The sequence below is a fragment of the Bartonella sp. WD16.2 genome (genome assembly GCF_002022505.1).
Taxonomy (GTDB): domain Bacteria; phylum Pseudomonadota; class Alphaproteobacteria; order Rhizobiales; family Rhizobiaceae; genus Bartonella.
The window spans coordinates 660,869-678,465 of record NZ_CP019781.1; the positions used below are offsets into that span (position 1 = coordinate 660,869).

At 36.2% G+C, this 17,597-nt stretch carries 28 protein-coding genes and 1 pseudogene; 12 read left to right on the forward strand and 17 right to left on the reverse strand.

All coding sequences use genetic code 11. The annotated features are described in order from the left end of the window. Nucleotides 1-124: 124 nt before the first annotated feature. Nucleotides 125-916: pseudogene (locus BWD162_RS02590) on the reverse strand (N-6 DNA methylase); the annotation flags it as partial. A gap of 42 nt (nucleotides 917-958) precedes the next feature. Beyond that, entirely contained in the window at nucleotides 959-1,429 is a 471-nt protein-coding gene (locus BWD162_RS02595; protein ID WP_078705310.1) for a hypothetical protein, read from the reverse strand. Nucleotides 1,430-1,760: 331 nt separating this feature from the next. Between BWD162_RS02595 and BWD162_RS02600 the strand changes: the two genes are divergently transcribed. Continuing rightward, complete coding sequence (locus tag BWD162_RS02600) at nucleotides 1,761-2,039, forward strand: type II toxin-antitoxin system RelE/ParE family toxin (protein WP_078705311.1); 279 nt, start codon at nucleotides 1,761-1,763, stop codon at nucleotides 2,037-2,039. Between the two features lie 10 nt (nucleotides 2,040-2,049). Next, the gene (locus tag BWD162_RS02605; RefSeq protein ID WP_078705312.1) at nucleotides 2,050-2,358 is read left to right on the forward strand and encodes a HigA family addiction module antitoxin; all 309 of its coding nucleotides are present in this window, start codon (nucleotides 2,050-2,052) and stop codon (nucleotides 2,356-2,358) included. A 22-nt stretch (nucleotides 2,359-2,380) separates the two neighbouring features. On the opposite strand, the gene BWD162_RS02610 is transcribed toward BWD162_RS02605, so the two are convergent. Both BWD162_RS02610 and ssb read right to left on the reverse strand, forming a co-directional pair. Continuing rightward, a complete protein-coding gene (locus BWD162_RS02610) occupies nucleotides 2,381-2,926 on the reverse strand; it encodes a hypothetical protein (RefSeq protein ID WP_078705313.1) in 546 nt (181 codons plus the stop codon). Nucleotides 2,927-3,243: 317 nt separating this feature from the next. Next, the gene (gene ssb, locus BWD162_RS02620; RefSeq protein ID WP_078706122.1) at nucleotides 3,244-3,693 is read right to left on the reverse strand and encodes a single-stranded DNA-binding protein; all 450 of its coding nucleotides are present in this window, start codon (nucleotides 3,691-3,693) and stop codon (nucleotides 3,244-3,246) included. A 274-nt stretch (nucleotides 3,694-3,967) separates the two neighbouring features. On the opposite strand from ssb, the gene BWD162_RS07875 reads away from it, so the two are divergent. The 3 genes from BWD162_RS07875 to BWD162_RS02635 all read left to right on the forward strand — a co-directional run bounded on the left by BWD162_RS07875 (nucleotide 3,968) and on the right by BWD162_RS02635 (nucleotide 5,553). Next, nucleotides 3,968-4,876, forward strand: a complete 909-nt coding sequence (locus tag BWD162_RS07875) for a DUF488 domain-containing protein (RefSeq protein ID WP_078705315.1) — start codon at nucleotides 3,968-3,970, stop codon at nucleotides 4,874-4,876. Between the two features lie 76 nt (nucleotides 4,877-4,952). Next, a complete protein-coding gene (locus BWD162_RS02630) occupies nucleotides 4,953-5,255 on the forward strand; it encodes a type II toxin-antitoxin system RelE/ParE family toxin (protein WP_078706123.1) in 303 nt (100 codons plus the stop codon). Then, nucleotides 5,242-5,553 carry an addiction module antidote protein gene (locus BWD162_RS02635; protein WP_078705316.1) on the forward strand — a complete coding sequence of 104 codons (312 nt, stop codon included), beginning with the start codon at nucleotides 5,242-5,244 and terminating at the stop codon, nucleotides 5,551-5,553. The genes BWD162_RS02630 and BWD162_RS02635 overlap by 14 nt, the downstream gene beginning before the upstream one ends. A 47-nt stretch (nucleotides 5,554-5,600) precedes the next feature. Here BWD162_RS02635 and BWD162_RS02640 read toward each other — a convergent pair whose 3' ends face one another. The 13 genes from BWD162_RS02640 to BWD162_RS02700 form a co-directional block, all read right to left on the reverse strand. Continuing rightward, entirely contained in the window at nucleotides 5,601-5,876 is a 276-nt protein-coding gene (locus BWD162_RS02640; protein ID WP_078705317.1) for a hypothetical protein, read from the reverse strand. Continuing rightward, a complete protein-coding gene (locus tag BWD162_RS02645) occupies nucleotides 5,873-6,613 on the reverse strand; it encodes an antA/AntB antirepressor family protein (protein WP_078705318.1) in 741 nt (246 codons plus the stop codon). The genes BWD162_RS02640 and BWD162_RS02645 overlap by 4 nt, the downstream gene beginning before the upstream one ends. A 535-nt stretch (nucleotides 6,614-7,148) precedes the next feature. Continuing rightward, nucleotides 7,149-7,640: a hypothetical protein gene (locus BWD162_RS07775; protein WP_078705319.1), complete on the reverse strand. Its 492-nt coding sequence runs from the start codon at nucleotides 7,638-7,640 to the stop codon at nucleotides 7,149-7,151. Between the two features lie 2 nt (nucleotides 7,641-7,642). After that, nucleotides 7,643-7,966 (reverse strand): hypothetical protein, encoded by a 324-nt coding sequence (locus BWD162_RS02655; RefSeq protein WP_078705320.1) that lies wholly within the window; start codon nucleotides 7,964-7,966, stop codon nucleotides 7,643-7,645. A gap of 58 nt (nucleotides 7,967-8,024) precedes the next feature. Beyond that, nucleotides 8,025-8,900, reverse strand: coding sequence for a DNA adenine methylase (locus BWD162_RS02660; protein ID WP_078705321.1), 876 nt, complete (start codon nucleotides 8,898-8,900; stop codon nucleotides 8,025-8,027). A 222-nt stretch (nucleotides 8,901-9,122) separates the two neighbouring features. Beyond that, on the reverse strand, nucleotides 9,123-9,479 hold the full coding sequence (locus BWD162_RS02665) for a hypothetical protein (RefSeq protein WP_078705322.1): 357 nt from the start codon (nucleotides 9,477-9,479) through the stop codon (nucleotides 9,123-9,125). Next, nucleotides 9,463-10,017 (reverse strand): hypothetical protein, encoded by a 555-nt coding sequence (locus BWD162_RS02670; protein ID WP_078705323.1) that lies wholly within the window; start codon nucleotides 10,015-10,017, stop codon nucleotides 9,463-9,465. The genes BWD162_RS02665 and BWD162_RS02670 overlap by 17 nt, the downstream gene beginning before the upstream one ends. 53 nt (nucleotides 10,018-10,070) lie before the next feature. Beyond that, nucleotides 10,071-10,622 (reverse strand): YdaU family protein, encoded by a 552-nt coding sequence (locus tag BWD162_RS02675; protein WP_078705324.1) that lies wholly within the window; start codon nucleotides 10,620-10,622, stop codon nucleotides 10,071-10,073. Next, complete coding sequence (locus BWD162_RS02680; protein WP_078663288.1) at nucleotides 10,612-10,959, reverse strand: DUF1376 domain-containing protein; 348 nt, start codon at nucleotides 10,957-10,959, stop codon at nucleotides 10,612-10,614. The genes BWD162_RS02675 and BWD162_RS02680 overlap by 11 nt, the downstream gene beginning before the upstream one ends. Continuing rightward, the gene (locus tag BWD162_RS02685) at nucleotides 10,949-11,431 is read right to left on the reverse strand and encodes a crossover junction endodeoxyribonuclease RuvC (protein WP_078705325.1); all 483 of its coding nucleotides are present in this window, start codon (nucleotides 11,429-11,431) and stop codon (nucleotides 10,949-10,951) included. Before BWD162_RS02685 ends, BWD162_RS02680 begins: the two co-directional genes overlap by 11 nt. Nucleotides 11,432-11,436: 5 nt before the next feature. Beyond that, entirely contained in the window at nucleotides 11,437-12,309 is an 873-nt protein-coding gene (locus BWD162_RS08055; RefSeq protein WP_078705326.1) for a dATP/dGTP diphosphohydrolase domain-containing protein, read from the reverse strand. Between the two features lie 154 nt (nucleotides 12,310-12,463). Continuing rightward, nucleotides 12,464-12,970: a hypothetical protein gene (locus BWD162_RS02695; RefSeq protein ID WP_078705327.1), complete on the reverse strand. Its 507-nt coding sequence runs from the start codon at nucleotides 12,968-12,970 to the stop codon at nucleotides 12,464-12,466. Then, nucleotides 12,967-13,356: a hypothetical protein gene (locus tag BWD162_RS02700; RefSeq protein WP_078705328.1), complete on the reverse strand. Its 390-nt coding sequence runs from the start codon at nucleotides 13,354-13,356 to the stop codon at nucleotides 12,967-12,969. Before BWD162_RS02700 ends, BWD162_RS02695 begins: the two co-directional genes overlap by 4 nt. Before the next feature lie 83 nt (nucleotides 13,357-13,439). On the opposite strand from BWD162_RS02700, the gene BWD162_RS02705 reads away from it, so the two are divergent. The 7 genes from BWD162_RS02705 (at nucleotide 13,440) to BWD162_RS02735 (ending at nucleotide 17,541) form a co-directional block, all read left to right on the forward strand. Then, nucleotides 13,440-14,057: a LexA family transcriptional regulator gene (locus BWD162_RS02705; protein WP_010704151.1), complete on the forward strand. Its 618-nt coding sequence runs from the start codon at nucleotides 13,440-13,442 to the stop codon at nucleotides 14,055-14,057. Between the two features lie 273 nt (nucleotides 14,058-14,330). After that, nucleotides 14,331-14,738: a hypothetical protein gene (locus BWD162_RS02710; RefSeq protein WP_078705329.1), complete on the forward strand. Its 408-nt coding sequence runs from the start codon at nucleotides 14,331-14,333 to the stop codon at nucleotides 14,736-14,738. Then, nucleotides 14,738-15,034: an antA/AntB antirepressor family protein gene (locus BWD162_RS02715; RefSeq protein WP_078705330.1), complete on the forward strand. Its 297-nt coding sequence runs from the start codon at nucleotides 14,738-14,740 to the stop codon at nucleotides 15,032-15,034. Before BWD162_RS02710 ends, BWD162_RS02715 begins: the two co-directional genes overlap by 1 nt. Before the next feature lie 64 nt (nucleotides 15,035-15,098). Continuing rightward, nucleotides 15,099-15,839: an antA/AntB antirepressor family protein gene (locus BWD162_RS02720; RefSeq protein ID WP_078705331.1), complete on the forward strand. Its 741-nt coding sequence runs from the start codon at nucleotides 15,099-15,101 to the stop codon at nucleotides 15,837-15,839. A gap of 11 nt (nucleotides 15,840-15,850) precedes the next feature. Next, nucleotides 15,851-16,642, forward strand: a complete 792-nt coding sequence (locus tag BWD162_RS02725; RefSeq protein WP_078705332.1) for a recombinase RecT — start codon at nucleotides 15,851-15,853, stop codon at nucleotides 16,640-16,642. 1 nt (nucleotide 16,643) lies between these two features. Then, on the forward strand, nucleotides 16,644-17,264 hold the full coding sequence (locus BWD162_RS02730; RefSeq protein ID WP_078705333.1) for a lambda exonuclease family protein: 621 nt from the start codon (nucleotides 16,644-16,646) through the stop codon (nucleotides 17,262-17,264). An 85-nt stretch (nucleotides 17,265-17,349) separates the two neighbouring features. Beyond that, nucleotides 17,350-17,541 carry a helix-turn-helix transcriptional regulator gene (locus BWD162_RS02735; RefSeq protein ID WP_078663298.1) on the forward strand — a complete coding sequence of 64 codons (192 nt, stop codon included), beginning with the start codon at nucleotides 17,350-17,352 and terminating at the stop codon, nucleotides 17,539-17,541. Nucleotides 17,542-17,597: the final 56 nt, after the last annotated feature.

A 17,597-nucleotide genomic window follows, 5' to 3' on the forward strand; every position in this document is an offset into this window, starting at 1 on the left:
AATCCTTTTTAGTGTATAGTTTTTTGAGTATCTTCAATTTCTCTCATTTCCAATTTTGGAAGATGACGAACAATTTTCATTGTTTCTAGACTTACAGTAATTACCCGTTGAAACAATTCTAAGGGGTAAGCAGGTCTTTTTCCTGCTGTCGCTCATAAAGCTGGAATGTATCGGTTAAACAAAGCCCCTCAAATGGCACATAATCTCCACCCATAATGCTATGGTATGTGGCTTCAATATTAATGCCCGCGATATAGTATGCTAACGGTACTATTTCATTGGCATAAATCTCATGACGGAACTTATATTCCATCTCCTCTTTTTTAATCAGTCCAGATTGTAAAAGTCGTGTGATAAAAATTCCCGTTCCCGTAAACGGGTCCATAATCTTAACACCAGGTGAACCAAGTGTTTTGCCAAATTCAGTTTGTAATACTTCATTTACTGAATGAATAATAAAATCGACAACTTCAATGGGAGTGTAGACAATACCTAGTTTTTGAGCAGTGAGTGGAAATGCATAACGGAAAAACTTTTCATAAATCTCTAAAATCAATTTTTGCTTTTCTTGTGGATCGGTAAGTCCACAGGCCCGTAATTTTACACTATCGTAAAATTTTTCAAGATCTTTAGACTCTTGCTCAAAGTTAGCTTCTTTAAGCGCGTCAAGTACACGCTGTATAGCACGTGACACAGGATTTTCACGAGTAAACTGGTATTCTTCAAACAACACTTTAAACACAGGAAGCGTGATAATATGTTGTGCAAGCATCTCAATCGCATCGCCTTCTGTGGTCGTGTTATTTAAATCATCACGTAATTTTGCTAAAAAACTGTCAAAGGCCTGCCTAACTTCAGTATCTGGCTCTGCTAAAATGCTTGTTAAGCGCGTGATATAATTTTGAGCAGTCTCAGCAAAGCGTTCAACTTGCTTTGCATGGCTATTTGATTTCACAGTTTAAGCTTTCTTTGTCGCACGCGTTGTGGATTTAGAAGTTTTTGCTTTTGGAGACTGTTTGTCAGATTTTATAGGTGTTTGTTCAACTTCTTCAGTAGTCTGTTCAGTATCTTGCGTATCTACATCTACAGAGACCTCTTGCTCATGAGACTCTTGTATAGAAACTTCTTGCTTACCAAGCTCTAGTTTTTCATCAACAGTTTGTTCAACTTCTTCAACGACCTGTGTAACCTCTTGCGTATCTACATTTACAGAAACCTCTTGTTCATTAGGCTCTGGTTTTTCATTAACGGTTTGTGCTTTCCATTCTTGATAAACTTTGGCAGCACCAGCGCGTTTAAGACGACAGTAAACCTGATAAGAAACCTCAACGAATGGATTACTTTTTGTGGAAGGCTCAAAACGAACGGTGGCTTTGTTATCACCAAGAACACACATAGGTCTTGTGATGACTACTTGTACTTTTTCCATGGGTTATTCCTTTGGAGAAATTGAGATATAAAAAAAACCTCACTCTCAGGAGGAAAGAGAAGTGAGGTCAATAAATGTATGTCAATAAATAGGAGTGACTAAATTTGAGTTGTTTAACAAAAAACCCCGATTTCACGGGGCTTTCAGAAACATTAACAACAAGAAGAACTTACACAAATAATGAATTTTGAGCATAATACGACTAAAGCCGTATTGTCATTAAATACCATTCTTTTAGCAAAGTCAACTAAAAAATAACGATTTTATTTTATTATTTTAAAAGTGTAAGCTATTTGTTGACATAGCTGCTCTTTTATACTATAAAAATAGCATGATTAAGACGTTTAAAAGCAAGACATTGGCTGAATTATTTGAAATGGGAAGTTCATCCAAAATTGACAAAAGACTTTTTAAACGGATCATTGTTCGTCTTGACCGTTTAGATGTTGCTGAAAAACCCGAAGACATGAATCTTCCAGGATTTAATTTTCATGCTTTGATTGGATTTCACCCCACTCGTTACACTGTACATGTGAATGGACCGTGGTGCATCACATTTGAATTTGACTCATGCAATGCTTATCGTGTTAATCTTGAACAATATCACTAGGAGTAAAATTATGAATGATATTCCTGTACAATGCAAAAGAAACCGCTGTCCTTCTCATCCAGGCGATTTATTGGCAGAAATTATTCCGGCAACTGGCAAAACAAAATTAGAAATTGCACAAATGCTTGGGATATCGCGCCAACATCTTTATGATATTTTGAAAACAAAAAAACCAGTTTCTCCTTCCGTTTCAGCTCGTCTAGGTAAATTATTTGGGGATGGTGCTGCTGTCTGGTTGCGTATGCAAGCAGCTTATGATGCTTGGCATGCTGAACATGAGACAGATGTTAGTAAAGTTCCAACTATCCATATTATTTGAAAACCACATTGAAGCTTAAAGCTTACGAAGTTTTTTTCTTTTCCGGACAATATTTCTGAAGAGCATTGAGAGCCATGCGTAGAGAACTGACAAGATATGGCAGTTGTTGATCTTCTATAACGATATACTGCAACGCAGCATGAAGATTATATTGACGATATAATTCCTGTGTTTCTCTGATAACCTCTTGCATCGCTTTATAGCGATCAGTTGCTACTTCAATCCATTTTTCAAGACTTTCTTGATCGTGATTAGTAGTGATTCCATCATAAACCGCACCCGGCAATTGTTTCGCACACCGATAATTGTTTAGCACCTGAATATACTGCTGTGACGCATCATACTGATCTTGATTAATCTTTTTTTCCAATAAATATAACCGCCCTACATAAGTGCCCATAATCGGGTTTTTCGCATCTTGAATACTTATCCCATAACGCTTGGCACGCATTTCAAGTGTCTGTTGATATGAAGACTTATCAGGTGTTTTTGCACGTGAAATACGTCCATTGGGTTCTCTTATTTGACCTTCTATTCTAGGTCTTCCCCGTTTCTTACGTTTTTTCATTTATTCCATCACACGTCTTTTTTAATGCATTCCCAAACTTTCTCTATCTTGGACTGCGTCTCCAACTTCAATAAAAAGAACCACATAAGGAAAACAAACATTGTACAACAAACTATTACTTTCACTTCTAAATAGGTTTCATCACATATTAGCCCCAAGACTAAAGTTATGAACGTCCCTAACAAAATACCTATGGCCGTATTAAAATGCCGAATATACATTGCGTAACTTTTTAACGAATCTATCTCTTGTTTTGTAACAACATACTGAATAGTCATTTTAGACTTTCCTCATTTTTTCGTAAGCAAATCTTCTAATTAAAACGGGATTCTATCATTCAAAGTTGTTTCTAAATATTGCTCCTGCCTACTATTCTCCCATGTCGTTGCTTGCTCTTGAATAGCCATGTCAGGATCAGACTTTTGAGCACTATCAAGGATCTTTAATTCACCCCTATATTGCGGCAAGACAATTTCTGTTGTGTAACGTGTTTGCCCGCTTTTATCTTGCCATTTACGTGTCTGTAATTGACCTTCAACATAAACCTTGGAACCTTTACTCAGATACTGAAGCGCAACCTTTGCAAGATGCGGATTAAAAACAACGACAGAATGCCATTCTGTTTTATCTACCTTTTCACCTGTTTTTTTATCTGTATAGCTCTGAGATGTGGCTATACGAAAATTCACTACCTCTGCACCAGATGCCATTGTTCTACTTTCAGGATTGGCACCAAGATAGCCGATTAAAGTTACTTTATTAAGCATGTTTTTTATCTTTTCTAAGGAAAATAATTGAAATGAAATACGGATATGAAAAGCTGCTTTTATTATAGCACAACATAGTGCATTTTTCCAAAGAAAAAACAGCATAAATAACTGAAAATAAACAGTTTATTGGTTATTTTATCCGTGCGTAAATGTTTTTTTGTGCTATAATTTCATTTGTTTGCTTTTAAGCAAATCATAAACCAGCGCACTTGTTGAAATTTGAGTGTTTTTTTCAAATTCATCTACGTCAATCAGATACAGAAATAACATTATGAAGACAGTAAAAGGCAAAACCTTATTCAAACGGCAAAAACTATTGTTAGCCTTGCTTCAAGAATTTGGAGGACGTCTTTCAAGTATAGATTTTCAAAAATATTTATTTTTATTTACACAATACGAAGAAAAACAAAGTTATGAGTTTGTACCTTACAAATATGGTTGTTTCTCTTTTCAATCTCATGCTGATAAACACAAGCTTATAGAATTAGGCATGCTTGCCAACAAAAATGATTGGCAGCTTACATCAATAAAGAATGATTATAGTGCTGATATTGAATTTGCTATACAAAAGAAAATTTCTTCATTTGTTGAAAAATTTAGCAAACTTAAAGGTAATGAACTTATTCGGTATGTTTACAAAAACTATCCATATGTTGCTATCAATAGCTGTATAGCAAATAATATTATGGAGAAAAAGGATTTAGAAAAAATCAATGCATTTCGACCAAAGGATGAAACCTTTTGTTTCTTCACCATTGGGTATGAGGGGAAGTCTTTTGAAAATTATCTCAATCGTCTTATCAAAAATAATATCAAAACTTTATGTGATGTTCGAAAAAACCCGCTAAGTCGGAAATATGGGTTTTCCAAAACGCAATTATCTAAAATTGTAAATGCATTGGGTATTGAATATAGGCATATTCCAGAGCTGGGTATTATTTCTGAAAAGCGTCAAGATTTGAAAACGCAAAAAGATTATGAGCGTCTTTTTCAAGACTATAACAATACAACTCTTAAAGATAATCATCTTGCAATAGATAAATTATATCAGCTGTTCTTAGATAAAAAACGCATTGCAATTACTTGTTTTGAAGCAAATGTATGCATGTGTCACAGAGGGCAAATTGCACTCGCGCTCTCCAAACTACCTCAGTGGAAATTTAATATAAAACATATTTGATAATTAAGAAAATTTGCTATCATTGGAACAAAAGATTGTGTTTGACACTGTAATAACTGTATCTTATAAGTTACATATGTTTACAGTGTACAAAACAAAATATTTTATAAAATGGCTAGATTCTTTAAAAGATGAGATTGCGCAAGCACACATTGTGACACGGATAGCGAGAATAGAAACGGGGCTTCTTGGCAATGTAAAATTCTTCCATGGCATTGGAGAATTAAAAATAAATCATGGCCCTGGCTATCGGGTTTATTTTATAAAACAAGGGCAAGAAATTATTCTACTCCTTAATGGCGGTGATAAATCTACCCAACAAAAGGATATCGAAAAAGCTCTACGAATAGTAAAGGAACTCAAACATGGAAGTCACTAAATTTGATACAAGTGAGTATTTTAAAACTCCTGAAACTCAACAAATTCTTTTACAAGATGCTCTTGAAAGTAAAAATAGTCAGTATCTTGCACATGTTCTTGGGATAATAGCAAAAAACCAAGGAATGAGTAAAATTGCTAAAAACGCTGGGTTGTCAAGAGAATCTCTTTATCGCTCTTTAAGTGACAAAGGTGATCCTAAACTCTCAACCTTCCTTAATGTTTTGAGCGCTTTAAATTTACAAATTAGCCTAATACCCACTCAAAATGAAGAACACACATCTTTAGAAAAAGCTTAAAGATCCTCTCCCCACCTTTAAAGATGGGAAGGGGAGTGTGGTTTATTTTATAGCTGATAAGATACTCCATCCGAACATGGACTATAAGCTTTCAACAAAGGATCCAATGTTCGGGGAAGTTCTGAATCGCCAAAACCTGTAAGAACTGCCAGTATCTTGAGAGTATCTGGAGTTTCTTTTTGAAGCTTTGCAATTAAAGCTTTTTCTATTGTATCCATAGTCTGAACTAGAGCGATACAATCCTCTTCATCACCATTTTCATAACTTTCAAACTGAAGCAAGGATATCCATAAATCACATAAAAAATCGATACTGTTACTCATTGCACACCTCCATGAAATTGTTCTCTTAGGCATGCCAATCCTTTGACTGTGATTTTTGCACTGGAAACGCTCATTTTTGTTCCATCTGATTTTTGAATGGTGTGGATTACACAATCCATCAGTCCTTTTCTAATTTTATCCTGATAAGGTAACATGGGTCCACCCGGAAAATTACGATAAGCCCACTTATGAAACTGTAAGTGCTTAGTAAAATCTGTGGGACGTACATCTAACATCTTTGCAGCTTCATATAAAGCAAACAGACCATCAGAGCGTTTTAAACTTTCAAGTGCTTCTGCTTTTGGTTTAAGTGTTTTAACCTCAGTTCTTAAATCCTCCAATTGTGTGATGCTCTCCAAAAGCAGTTGTCTAATTGTGAGAGGATTCTGCAAAGCACTTACCAGGTCTAAAGGCTGTTTTGCTTTTCGTTCGCATTCGATAAAATACTGACGGGCTTGTTTACCCTTTTCATTACGTTCAACCATGGCAAGTTCTTTCGCCATGTCTAAAGTAATAGCGTAATCTTTAGAAGGACGGCCTCCTTGGAGGTTTTCCCCAAAATTGGGGAAAACTATATAATCCTGGTTTTCTACAAAATTATACTTGGTAATACGATCTTTAATCCAAGTAGAAAAATCTTTTCCTACCTCTAAAAAAGCACACAACTCACGTGCATTGACTGTTTGAACAGTTTCCTGTCCAACAGTTTGTTCTGATATTGTTATGAGAGTGTTCATATTTTTTCACCTACATGTAATTAGCGTTTTTGATTGACACTCAAAAAAGAGCGCCGGGTGCTCAAAAACACGGCATGTAGTCCGTCGTCATGCTTTCCCCATAAAGGGTATTGTATCGCATAACTACACCCGACAAGACCACTATACGCCATATGCATACAATGAGTCAAAGTCTTTAATATGTACGGAAGACTGATTATTTCGGCAACCAATCCGCTACATGTTTTAAGGTGTTTTTGAAGCACCTAATTCGCATATATAAATGCTTCCGTGATTTTGTCAATAGGTAAAAATACATTACTGCATGTAAATAGTTAGGTAAGTAAGGTAGTAGTTTTTTATTTCTCCACCCCGGTAAAAATTTACCGCAGTTATAAAGTTTTTGTTTTCATTTTAAAAATACTGTTCAATACGTTCAGTAATCCAATCTGCAAAATCACTCATCTCAATTTTGAGGTCAGTGAATATTTGTCTAAATAAGTGCCCATCAAACTAACCGCCTCAAATTTGAGGGCGTTAAGTTCTTCAAAGCCCTTTACTCCAAAGGAGAGCAGACAGCATTTAAGTTAAACAAATGTACAAGACTGTTTATGAAACCACGCATTTGAAGGCAAATAGTGCACACAAAAATTAGAAAAAAGTACCATAACAAAACATCCCAATAAAAATAAAATTCCCATTTTGAATCAAAAGGTAAAACAATGTCTTGTCTGAGATTAGTTGGGAAAAGTAACAACAAAAGTGCTATAAAGACTATATTCAAAAAACTATACAAATATTTGCGCAAATAAACTGTTACAATATTCAAATCTGTTGTTGTTTTATGTTGATGTTCAGGACTGTGATGAAATTCTGAAGACACTCGAGATCTAAAGAAGAATGCCATGAAAATCATGGTGACTAAAATGGCGAGAGATGAAAACATTAAAACAGCTTGAATAAATTCGATGCTTTTTTCTATCTGCAAAAACTGTAATACTGCAAATCCTATGATGTATATCGCTACAGTTCCAATTATTTTAAACATATTCAGACGCTTTCTAGATTCTTCCCAGTATTTTCAGTTTTAGGAAGATCACTCCCGTTAATCCAAGCTCTTATTTGCGCTATCATACTAAAGTCCGCATTATCTGGAGTTTTATCATAGTCATAAACACGCCCTGGAAACCTTTCAAATATTCGTCTTCCATTTTCGTACTCATAAAGGTTATAAAAACACTCAACCGATTGTTCCATCCATGAATCATGATAAACTAATGGCTCATAACGCTCATAACCATGAGCAGTGCCCAAAAAATGTTTTTTCATTGGTTTCGGAGGGGTTTCACAGAAAAGATATTTTATAAATTTCATAGTTATTATCCTGATTTTAGTACAACCTTGAAAGTTTAAATTTTGTTTATGAAAACAGTTAAGCAGCGTTGCAAAGTGATGTTGTATTCTGTTCTAGTGATTGTGGAATTTTGATTTTAGGTGAGAAAATCATCAGCTCTTGAGCTTTTCTCTTATTTTGCAGAGAATACCGTATATTAAATTCTATTTTAGGATATTGACTGTACAAGAGTTTAACTTCTTCTACATTGTCATAAGTAATTAACCAAAGAGTATTCACATGTTTAGAAATAGTATTTTCTAAATAATGATGATCTTTAGTTTTATAAAATGCAGTGTACAATCCTTTTCCCTTTTTAAAATATGGGGGATCTATATAAAGGCAAATGTTTTCATCTTTATCTTTTCTTCCATGACGTAGTAAAAACTCCTGTGCATCTAACTGTGTTAAGTATATCCTATCTTTTTTTGCGCTTATATTTCTAATTCGGCCAATTAAATTTTCTTTATTGAATCTACAATCTATTTTGTAATTCCCAGCTTGCTTTTTTCCTCCAATGGGGCCAGCATTTTTAATAATTCCTGATCTGTTTGTTCGATTCAAAAAAAGGGCAGCAAATCCTACGGCAAGTACATCTGCATTTTCAGGAGAAATTTCCTTTTGTCTGTACCATTCTTCTAAGTTAATGGTTGTCGTGTTAATTTTTTCTATTAATTCTTCTGTCTTGTACAAAACGCAATGCCAAAAACTCCAAATAAACGGGTCAATATCATTAATGTAAATATCTTTCACATCACCATTTAAAAGAAGTTTTAGAGCCAATCCGCCACCACCAGCAAAAGGTTCACGATAAGAACATCCGTTTAATCCATTTGTCTCAAAGATTTCTTTGATTTTTCCATAGAGTGCAGTCTTGCCGCCCGGATACCTTAATGGAGAATAACTACAAACCATCTCTTTCAACCCCTCAATATTAGAAAAAAACGTGATGAAAACATTTTCATGATCCCTCACGACTTTTTTCTCAAATTAGCTTCATACAGAGCGTTTTATGTTCCCAATGTGGAATTCATCAAAAAACTTTCAAATCTCTCTCTAAGGTACGTTTCTGTTGATTTAAACGCATATCTAATCCAAAAGTGATCACCATTTCTCTCTACTTTGCTGTTCTAAAACTCATGAAGCCGTTCTTGTGAGGGGAATGACATTTCCTCCTCTCTCCTGTTGTTTCAGTGCCTTCTTGCGAGTATTTTCAATCGCTCTATGCACATACCAAGCTTTGCAAAGCACCTCGCTTTCTATCTCCTGACAGTAGGAAGAAAGTTCTGCACATGTGGGCATGAATACCTTTGACATCCCTTCAACCTGACCGGTGAGAATATTTTCAACGGCTTGTGCAAGAGCGTATGCTGAAACATCCTTGAGTGTGAGCTTGTAGGATGAGGAAACTACATTGGGATCTGTGTTAGCTGGGACTCTCAAACTCGAAAGCAAGAAAGCTGCTTTCTTAATCTGCTCATCCGAAGCTTTCACACTGAGCAATCTCTGCAGACTGTTGTAAACTTCTAATGCTGTCATCTCCTCCTGTTTCGTCAATTCGCTCCCACTCTTGAAGATCAATGGATACCCCGAACTGATCCTCTTCATAAGCATTTCCAGATGAGAAATCATCTCTGGAACTTTCGAAACTTTCTGCAAGACGTTCGCTGAAACTTTTTTGTCGCTGAGGATAATTTCCATACCTACCATTTTGTTTTTCCTTTTCCAGTTTTGCTTTTTTCTTAGCTAAAATTCCATAATCGGAAGTAACCCAGTTGTACCATGTCCGCTGCCAATCCTTGATTTCTGCACATTTTCTTGGTCTTGCTAGCCAGTAGTTTTTAAATCTCTCAAACTCTGATAACGCCTCTTCATGCGTTAAGCCCTTGTCGATTGCGTATTTCAAGTTAGGTTTGAAATCCTCAGGAATGCCACTCTCTCGTCCATCCCTAGACCGCTTGGTTTTCTTTTCAGTGCTTTTTTGCTGTGAAACGGGTGATTGGTTTTCTGATGAGGGTGTATCGTGATCCAACTGCTGCTCAATAGCATCATCGGTTGTTTCACTCTGAACCGAAACTTCAGTTGCTAAATCTTCTGAAGCATTTTCTTTTTTGATAACACGATAGTGTTAGTTTTTTTATATATCTGATTCTGATTCTTTATAGCTTGATTTTGCTTATCGTTTGCTTGAAGCAAAAAATCGTTTTGCTTAAATTTTGCTTGAAGCAAATTATTATTTTGCTTATCGTTTGCTTCAACAAAATCATTAGCAAATTGTTTTTTAAGCATTTTTGCTTGTGCACCTTTTTTCCCAGCTTCACTGCGCACTTGCGATATATGCTCTTGTCTATCAGTAAAATCTTTAAGCTCTTCTTCTACACGAAGATTCCATAATCCTTCATCTGTTTGGATTAACTTGTCATTTTTTATTAAATAATCGACAACAGTTGTGAACTTTTTTTGAGTGCAATTGCATACACGTGCAAGCGTTTTGAAATCTTCTTTCACAGGTGACTTTTTGTCATACATGCGAATAAGAAGCGTAACATAAATTCCTCTTTGTTCTGGTGTCATTCCATCTGTACCGTTGTTCCAGTCATACAAATAGAATCTTATCCAGGGCAATTTAGCTGACATAGCTTTCCCCCTCTCTTTTCTCATTCTGTCTTACAGTGTTTGAAGTTTCACTGTTGGTATCAAGATCAAATGCTGATGAGGTATGCCATAAACGTCCATCTTCTAAACGAATGATACGACCACAACGGATTAAAGCTTCTAATATCTTTCGAAACGTTTGCACTGAACAGCCGCACAAATTTGTTAATTGAGAAGCATTGTTAAAAATAGGAGCGCCTTTATCAATCATGAGCAACACCAATGTTGTGTAAACAGCGGTTTCTGCTGGTTTGAAACCCTCAAGCTCTTTTAAAAATTGACTAGGATAAAATTTTACCCAGGGTGATTTAGTTGCCATCACTGTTTTCCCTCTCTTTCATTAAATATAAAATTGCCAAAGCATCTGCTTCATTATCATCTTCAGGCTCATGTCCTTTTGCACGTACAGCCTTAATCATTTCTGTTTTGGGGGCATTACCTTTGCCTGTCATTGCTTTCTTAATCGTAGCAATAGGAATGCCGTCATAAGGAATCTGATAGCATTCACACCAAGTGGTTAAGGTTGCTAACAAGCCCCCATAAACATGAGCAGCATCTGTACCAATGTGACAGCGCACTTCTTCAAAATACACGGCATCAATGTGCCCTAGTATCGCTTTGGTTTCTGTAAGCCATCGCTTAAATCTCAAATACCTCATCCCACCGCCTTCAAATCGACGTGTAGGAAAATGCACTGTTCCACTGGCTATCGTGCCATCTTCAGAAGAAATTGCCCAACCTGTTTTCGTACCTAGATCAAGACAAAGAATGGTTTGTGAATGAAAGCTCATGACATTTATTGCCCTATCTGTGGGCGATCATCACACCCTATCTGTTGGATGTCGTAATCCATCAAGAAAAGAAGGCAACAAGCCGCATGTGCTAAATGAGATAAACCGCTTTCAGGATCTTTATCTTCTCCGTCAAACCATGCCAACAAGTGACGTAAAGCTGCACCGTGCAACCGACTCCAATTCATCCCATTACGCCAATTATTGGCACCATACTTTCTTGCTCCAACCGCAAGAACATGTCCAATGGCAAACAACGCTGATGGGGGGATAAGATCAACACGTGACTTATGAGCATCATCCTTACATGCTGCTTTTACATCACGTTCAGTGCAGGTACTCGCATCAACCTCTGCATCACCAAAATGCTTACCAGAACAGACTTTTTCACCGCCCAAAACCAAAGCATCGCCAGCAACTTCTGCTTCACCACAAACTTCTCCACGGCAGCAAACGTGTGCTTTACCATGAACCCGCGCATTGTCATAAATATGTGCGTCATCATAAACTAAGGCATTATCATATACTTGCGCATCACCATGAACCTGTGCATTACCGAAAACATCTGCATTGCCGGAAATCAAAGCATCACCGTAAACACGGGCATTATCATACACCTCAGCACAGCCGGAAACCAAAGCATCACCATGCATCCAAGCATTGTCATACACCTCAGCATAACCCCCAACCCAACAATCGCCATAGTGAGAAAGATTGTCTTCTTTTTCTATAAAACCACCAAGGTCACCAGCTTTAACATTACCAAAGTTTCTTAATGCTCTAATTCGATAAAGAGTGTGGATATACTTCCTTCCAAATCTTAATATATGAACTTCCTTACTTTCTTCTGTAAGCTCGTATTTCTTTGATATACTCATCTCATCCACCTTAAGTTTAGGCAATATACGGTTATGCACGCTATGACAGAGCGTCTAGCGAGTAACTCGATTGAAAAAATGTTTTAAAAAGTAGCCTTCTTAAGAACTTTGAACACTAAACTAATGAGATGGCCACGTTTAATGGAGTACGAGGTTACGCTTGAACACATTCCTTTTGTTCAAAAGGAATAACTTTTATTGGTGGTAAAATATCGACTGATTGAACTGGTTCTTTTACGTCAGTTTTAGCATTGCTTTGACTGAGAATATCAAACAACTTTACCTTTAAAGCCAGTTTTTTCTTTTGCTTCTGTAACGCCTTATTTTTTTGCTCAATTAGATTAGACAGATTTTCAAGTGTAGTTTGCTCTTCCTGAATCAATTGACCTTCTTCTTCAAGGGTTTCTTCATAGCGTTTCAGACAACTTTCAACTTTTGACTTATGCAACATCTCTTTTAATGAAGGGACATTTTCTTTGAGTAAGCGAATACTTTCTTGAATAGAATATTGTTTCTCAAGCTCATCATCTGTACTGTCCTCAGGCGGTATTATCCCTGTGTATTCTTCTATTAATATACTTGCATTCTCAATTCTCTTATTACGATTTACCAATCTGTAAAATCGTGTATAAATTTCTTTTAACATTTCCTTTGCTTTCATAATCTTTCTTCTCTTTGATAGGACGAATTATTCTGTTGATGCTCATTATCTGTGGAACTTTCCAAAAACGCAGATGTTGTTAACTGTGATCCATTTGGTACAGTAAGATTTTTCGCGGAATAAACAGCATCTTTATGGTGTTTTGTCATTGGAAAGTAGATTTTACGAGATTTGTTCTCATATGTATGAAGAAACCAATTTATTGTAACCCAAGATAACCCTTTGGATTGAGACAATTGAATAATTATGTTCCAATATTTTGGAGAAATACTATTACGATCGCGCATTTTACGCGCGGCTTCATAACTACATCCAACTTCTTCTGCGAATTGGCGTATAGATCCCCAGAACTCAATTAAATTTTTAACAGAAAAATTATTAACCATAGCAACAACAGTACATTACGTACAATTTAAAATCAAGATAAAATCGTACACATTGAACAGAAAAAATAGTGGATAATGTACAAATGATTCTTTTACCAAAAGATAGACTTAAAATGGCACGTGAGCGCGCCGGGTATTTAACACCGAGCGAAGCCGCACGTGCTATACCAAGTCTCAATGTTAATACATTAATTAGTAATGAAAATGGAAATCGCGCTATCTCGCGTCAAATGGCTGGACGATATGGAGAGGTATTTAATGTAGATCCTGGATGGATTTTGTATGGCAAGTCTTCTCAAGATAATCCTAGCCTCAGTGAGAGCGTTCCTTTAATTTCGTGGGTTAGTGCTGGAGAATTAAGTGAGCAAGACGGTATAACGGATTTTTTGGATTGTTCTATGATCGAAGCTGTCAATCTTCCAGCGGGTGAGTGGATTGCTTTGCGCGTGGATGGTTCGTCCATGAATAAAATTAGTCCTCCAGATTCTATAATATTTGTAAATATGCGAGATAAGAAACTTGTACCAAATGCTTGTTATGTCATTGCAGATGAAACTGGAAAGGCAACATATAAACGATATAGGCCAAATGATAATCCTCCTTTTCAACCCGCCTCATATGATAAAACAATAAATGCTCCAAAACTCGAAGGTGCTATCTCAATAATAGGTCGTGTACGGCGTACTATTCTTGAAATGTAATACTATAATCATCTTTCATCTACTTAAAATTAAATGCTATCAGTGGAATCGCGGCTGCGTTTTGTTGATTCCTAACAACAAGCCTGAGCATTTTTGACACTCTATATAATAAAGTGATTCTTATAGAGATAAAAAAACACAGATTATTTCCCCTTTTTTATTATTTTTATAAAATAAGTACAAAATGTACTTGACTATATTTGGTACATAATGTACTTATTTTGTATACACTACAAATAAACATTTACCAACACGAATGAGAGGGGATGGAAGATGAATAAACAGGTTTCTGTAGCTGATCATGAGATTCTGTTAGTTGTGTGTGATGATGGTCATCACCTTTCTTCATCAGGGCCAATTGATGAAACTGAAATCATGAACATTATTAACGGTGTAGGCGATGTTGTAAGCATCCTCCGCATTGATCTTCATTCAGACCGTTATGATGATATTTCTGAAGAGGTTGCTGAGCTTTATGTGCAAAAATACTTAGACGAAGGCCGCTATTGTTTTTTAGAGTCTAACCCGGATCTTTTTATAATTGAGAGTGATGCATACAATGATCTTTTAGAAGATACAAAAGATCGGGAATATGCTGATAAAGTCTACGGTACTTATGAAGAGCAGCACCGTTTACGTCCTTGCGATGTTTTAAATATGAATTATCGGAGGGGGTTATAATGGAAGCTTCTACTACTCATCAAAATAATACACTTGATCAAGTAATTATGGGAACGGTGAATGCTCGTAAATTACATGAGTTTTTGAAGATAAAAACCAATTTTAATGATTGGATTACTCAACGCATCCAAGAATGTAATTTTAAGGAAGAAGAGGATTTCTATTCAGTGCTTACTGAAGGTTCAAAAGATGATCATTCAAAAAAGGAATACTACCTTACCATAAAGATGGCATTAAAACTTGCAAAGATTGAAAGAGACCTAGTCTATCAACGCTTTCTGCGATTATACGCCTGATAGAGAAATAACATTTTCTTCCCAACACATCTGAAAAATCAATCCCAACAATATGAGGTCTGCAATGGAAGCGCTTATCGCTATTCAGAACAATACAATTAATCAGGAAACTGTTCAGACAGTCAATGCACGTGAATTGTATACATTTTTGGAAGTAGGTCGTGATTTCACAAATTGGATCAAAGATCGTATAAAAAAATACGAATTTGAGGAAGGAAAAGATTATGTTTTAACGCTCGCCAAAATTGGCGAACGTCAAAATGTGGTATTAAAAGAATATTACCTTACCTTAGACATGGCGAAAGAACTAGCCATGGTCGAACGGAATGAGAAAGGTAAGCAAGCTCGTCAATATTTCATTGAGTGTGAACGGAAAGCAAAACAAGTAATACCCTCTCAAATTGACTATTCTAATCCCCGGGTCATGTTAGGTGTTTTTACGCATTTAAAAAATGAAAATGAACGTAAGGATTATATCATTGCTGAATTAACCCCAAAGGCAGAAGCACTTGAACGTTTAGAACGATCTGATGGTCTGCATTGTGTAAGTGATACAGCAAAAATGTTAGGCTTACTCACAAAAGATTTAACGAGTTATTTGCTTAATCATCGTTGGGCTTATCGTCGTACTCAAAAAGGACCTTTGTTACCTTATCAGAGTAAAATCAATGAAGGACTAATGGATTGTGTATCCAAAACTATCCAAATAGCCGGCGGAAGGGAAATGAGTGTTTCTAATGCAAAAATTACACCAAAAGGATTAACACGCCTAAGTGTGGAACTCCAAAAACAGACTCTGCATTAAGGATAAAGATAATGACAACTTCTATCGTAGAAAAAGTGGCGCAGAAATATAATTTATCAGAACAAGAGTTTCGCAAAAAAATCATAAAAAATTGTATCAATTTCAATATTTCTAAGGAAGATTTTGAAGATTTTATTTATCTTGCTGATGGGTATAAATTAAATCCCTTGAGAAAAGAAATATATGCTGTTCCTAAAAGAGGAGGGGGCATTGAAGCAGTTGTTGGTATTAAGGGATGGTACAAGCTTATACGTTCACAGGATGATTATGATGGAATAGATATTATCTATCAACACGATAACAACGGAAAACTGCATGCTGCTCAATGTATTATATATTTGAAAAGCAAGAAATACCCTATAAAATTTACCGAATTTTTAGAAGAATGTAGACGCGATACAGAACATTGGCGAAAATCTTCTTCTCGCATGTTATGTTATAAGGCCATTACACAATGCGCACGTCTTGCCTTCGGTTTTGATGATATCTATGACGAAGACGAGGTCGATTGTATTAATGAGGCTTTTATCAATGAGGTTAATCACAATCCCCAAGATGAGAGAATATCTCATGATTTACTTGCGCAAATCAAAGAATTAATGAAACAAACAAAAACAGAAGAAGAAAAAGTACTCTCTTTTGCAGAAGTCGCAAGCCTTACAGAAATATCTCATGAGACGGGACAAATTATTTTAGAAGGTTTGAAAGAAAGACAACGCTTCCAAATGGAAGAAGAGCAACAAGCTTTACCTTCACCAAAACAACCAAACACACCAACTCAACAAGATCTACCAGGGGTGTGACATGGAACAAAGGACACCAGAGTGGTTTCAAGCTCGTTTAGGTAAAGTTACAGCTTCAAACATTGACAGCATTGTCGGAAAAACAAGTAAAGGCTCACCGACAAGTAAATATGAAGAGTACAAAAATAAACTTATCAGAGAACGTTTAGAAGATGAAATAATACCATCTTATGAAACGCCAGCCATGCGATGGGGGCGTAAATATGAAGATGAGGCAATTAAAAAATACAGTCTTAGACGTTTGGTTACTGTCACACGGTGTGGATTTATTCCTCACCCGACAATTGAAATGGCAGGAGCTAGTCCTGATGGTCTTGTTGGAGATGATGGTCTCATAGAAGTCAAATGTCCTCAACCGGCAACGCATATGTTTTTTTTGCGACATGGCAAAATCAAACCTGAATATATCTTGCAAATGCAATTTCAAATGGCTTGCACAGGGCGAAAATGGTGTGATTTTGTCAGTTATGATCCTTTGCTCAAAAAGAAATTAATTGGTTTTCGTTTAAAGATTCAACGTGTTCAACGTGATGATGAGCAGATTGAGCGTATCAATAAAGCTGTCGAAACATTTTTAGAAGAAATAGAACAAGAAACCCGAATCTTTACACAAGCTGCTTAAACCCCATAGGGGGCGCTCTTTTACTTACATCCTCCCAACCAGCGCTCCCACCAATTTATTTAATATAAAAAAGAAAGGTAATGAGATGATATTTGATGATGGCGATAGATATGTCACGACACGTGAATGTGCTCAGCTTTTTAGCGTATCGACAACAACGATTCGCAATTGGGTGACACGAGGATTATTTCCCAAACCATATAAGCTGGGTAAATCAGTAAGATGGAGAAAAAAAGAAATCTTGGCATTTATTCCAAAGGAAATAAGCTGCAAATAACAACAATTTATATAAAATTATATAAACTTTAAAGGGTGGCTTAAAGGGTGGTCGAA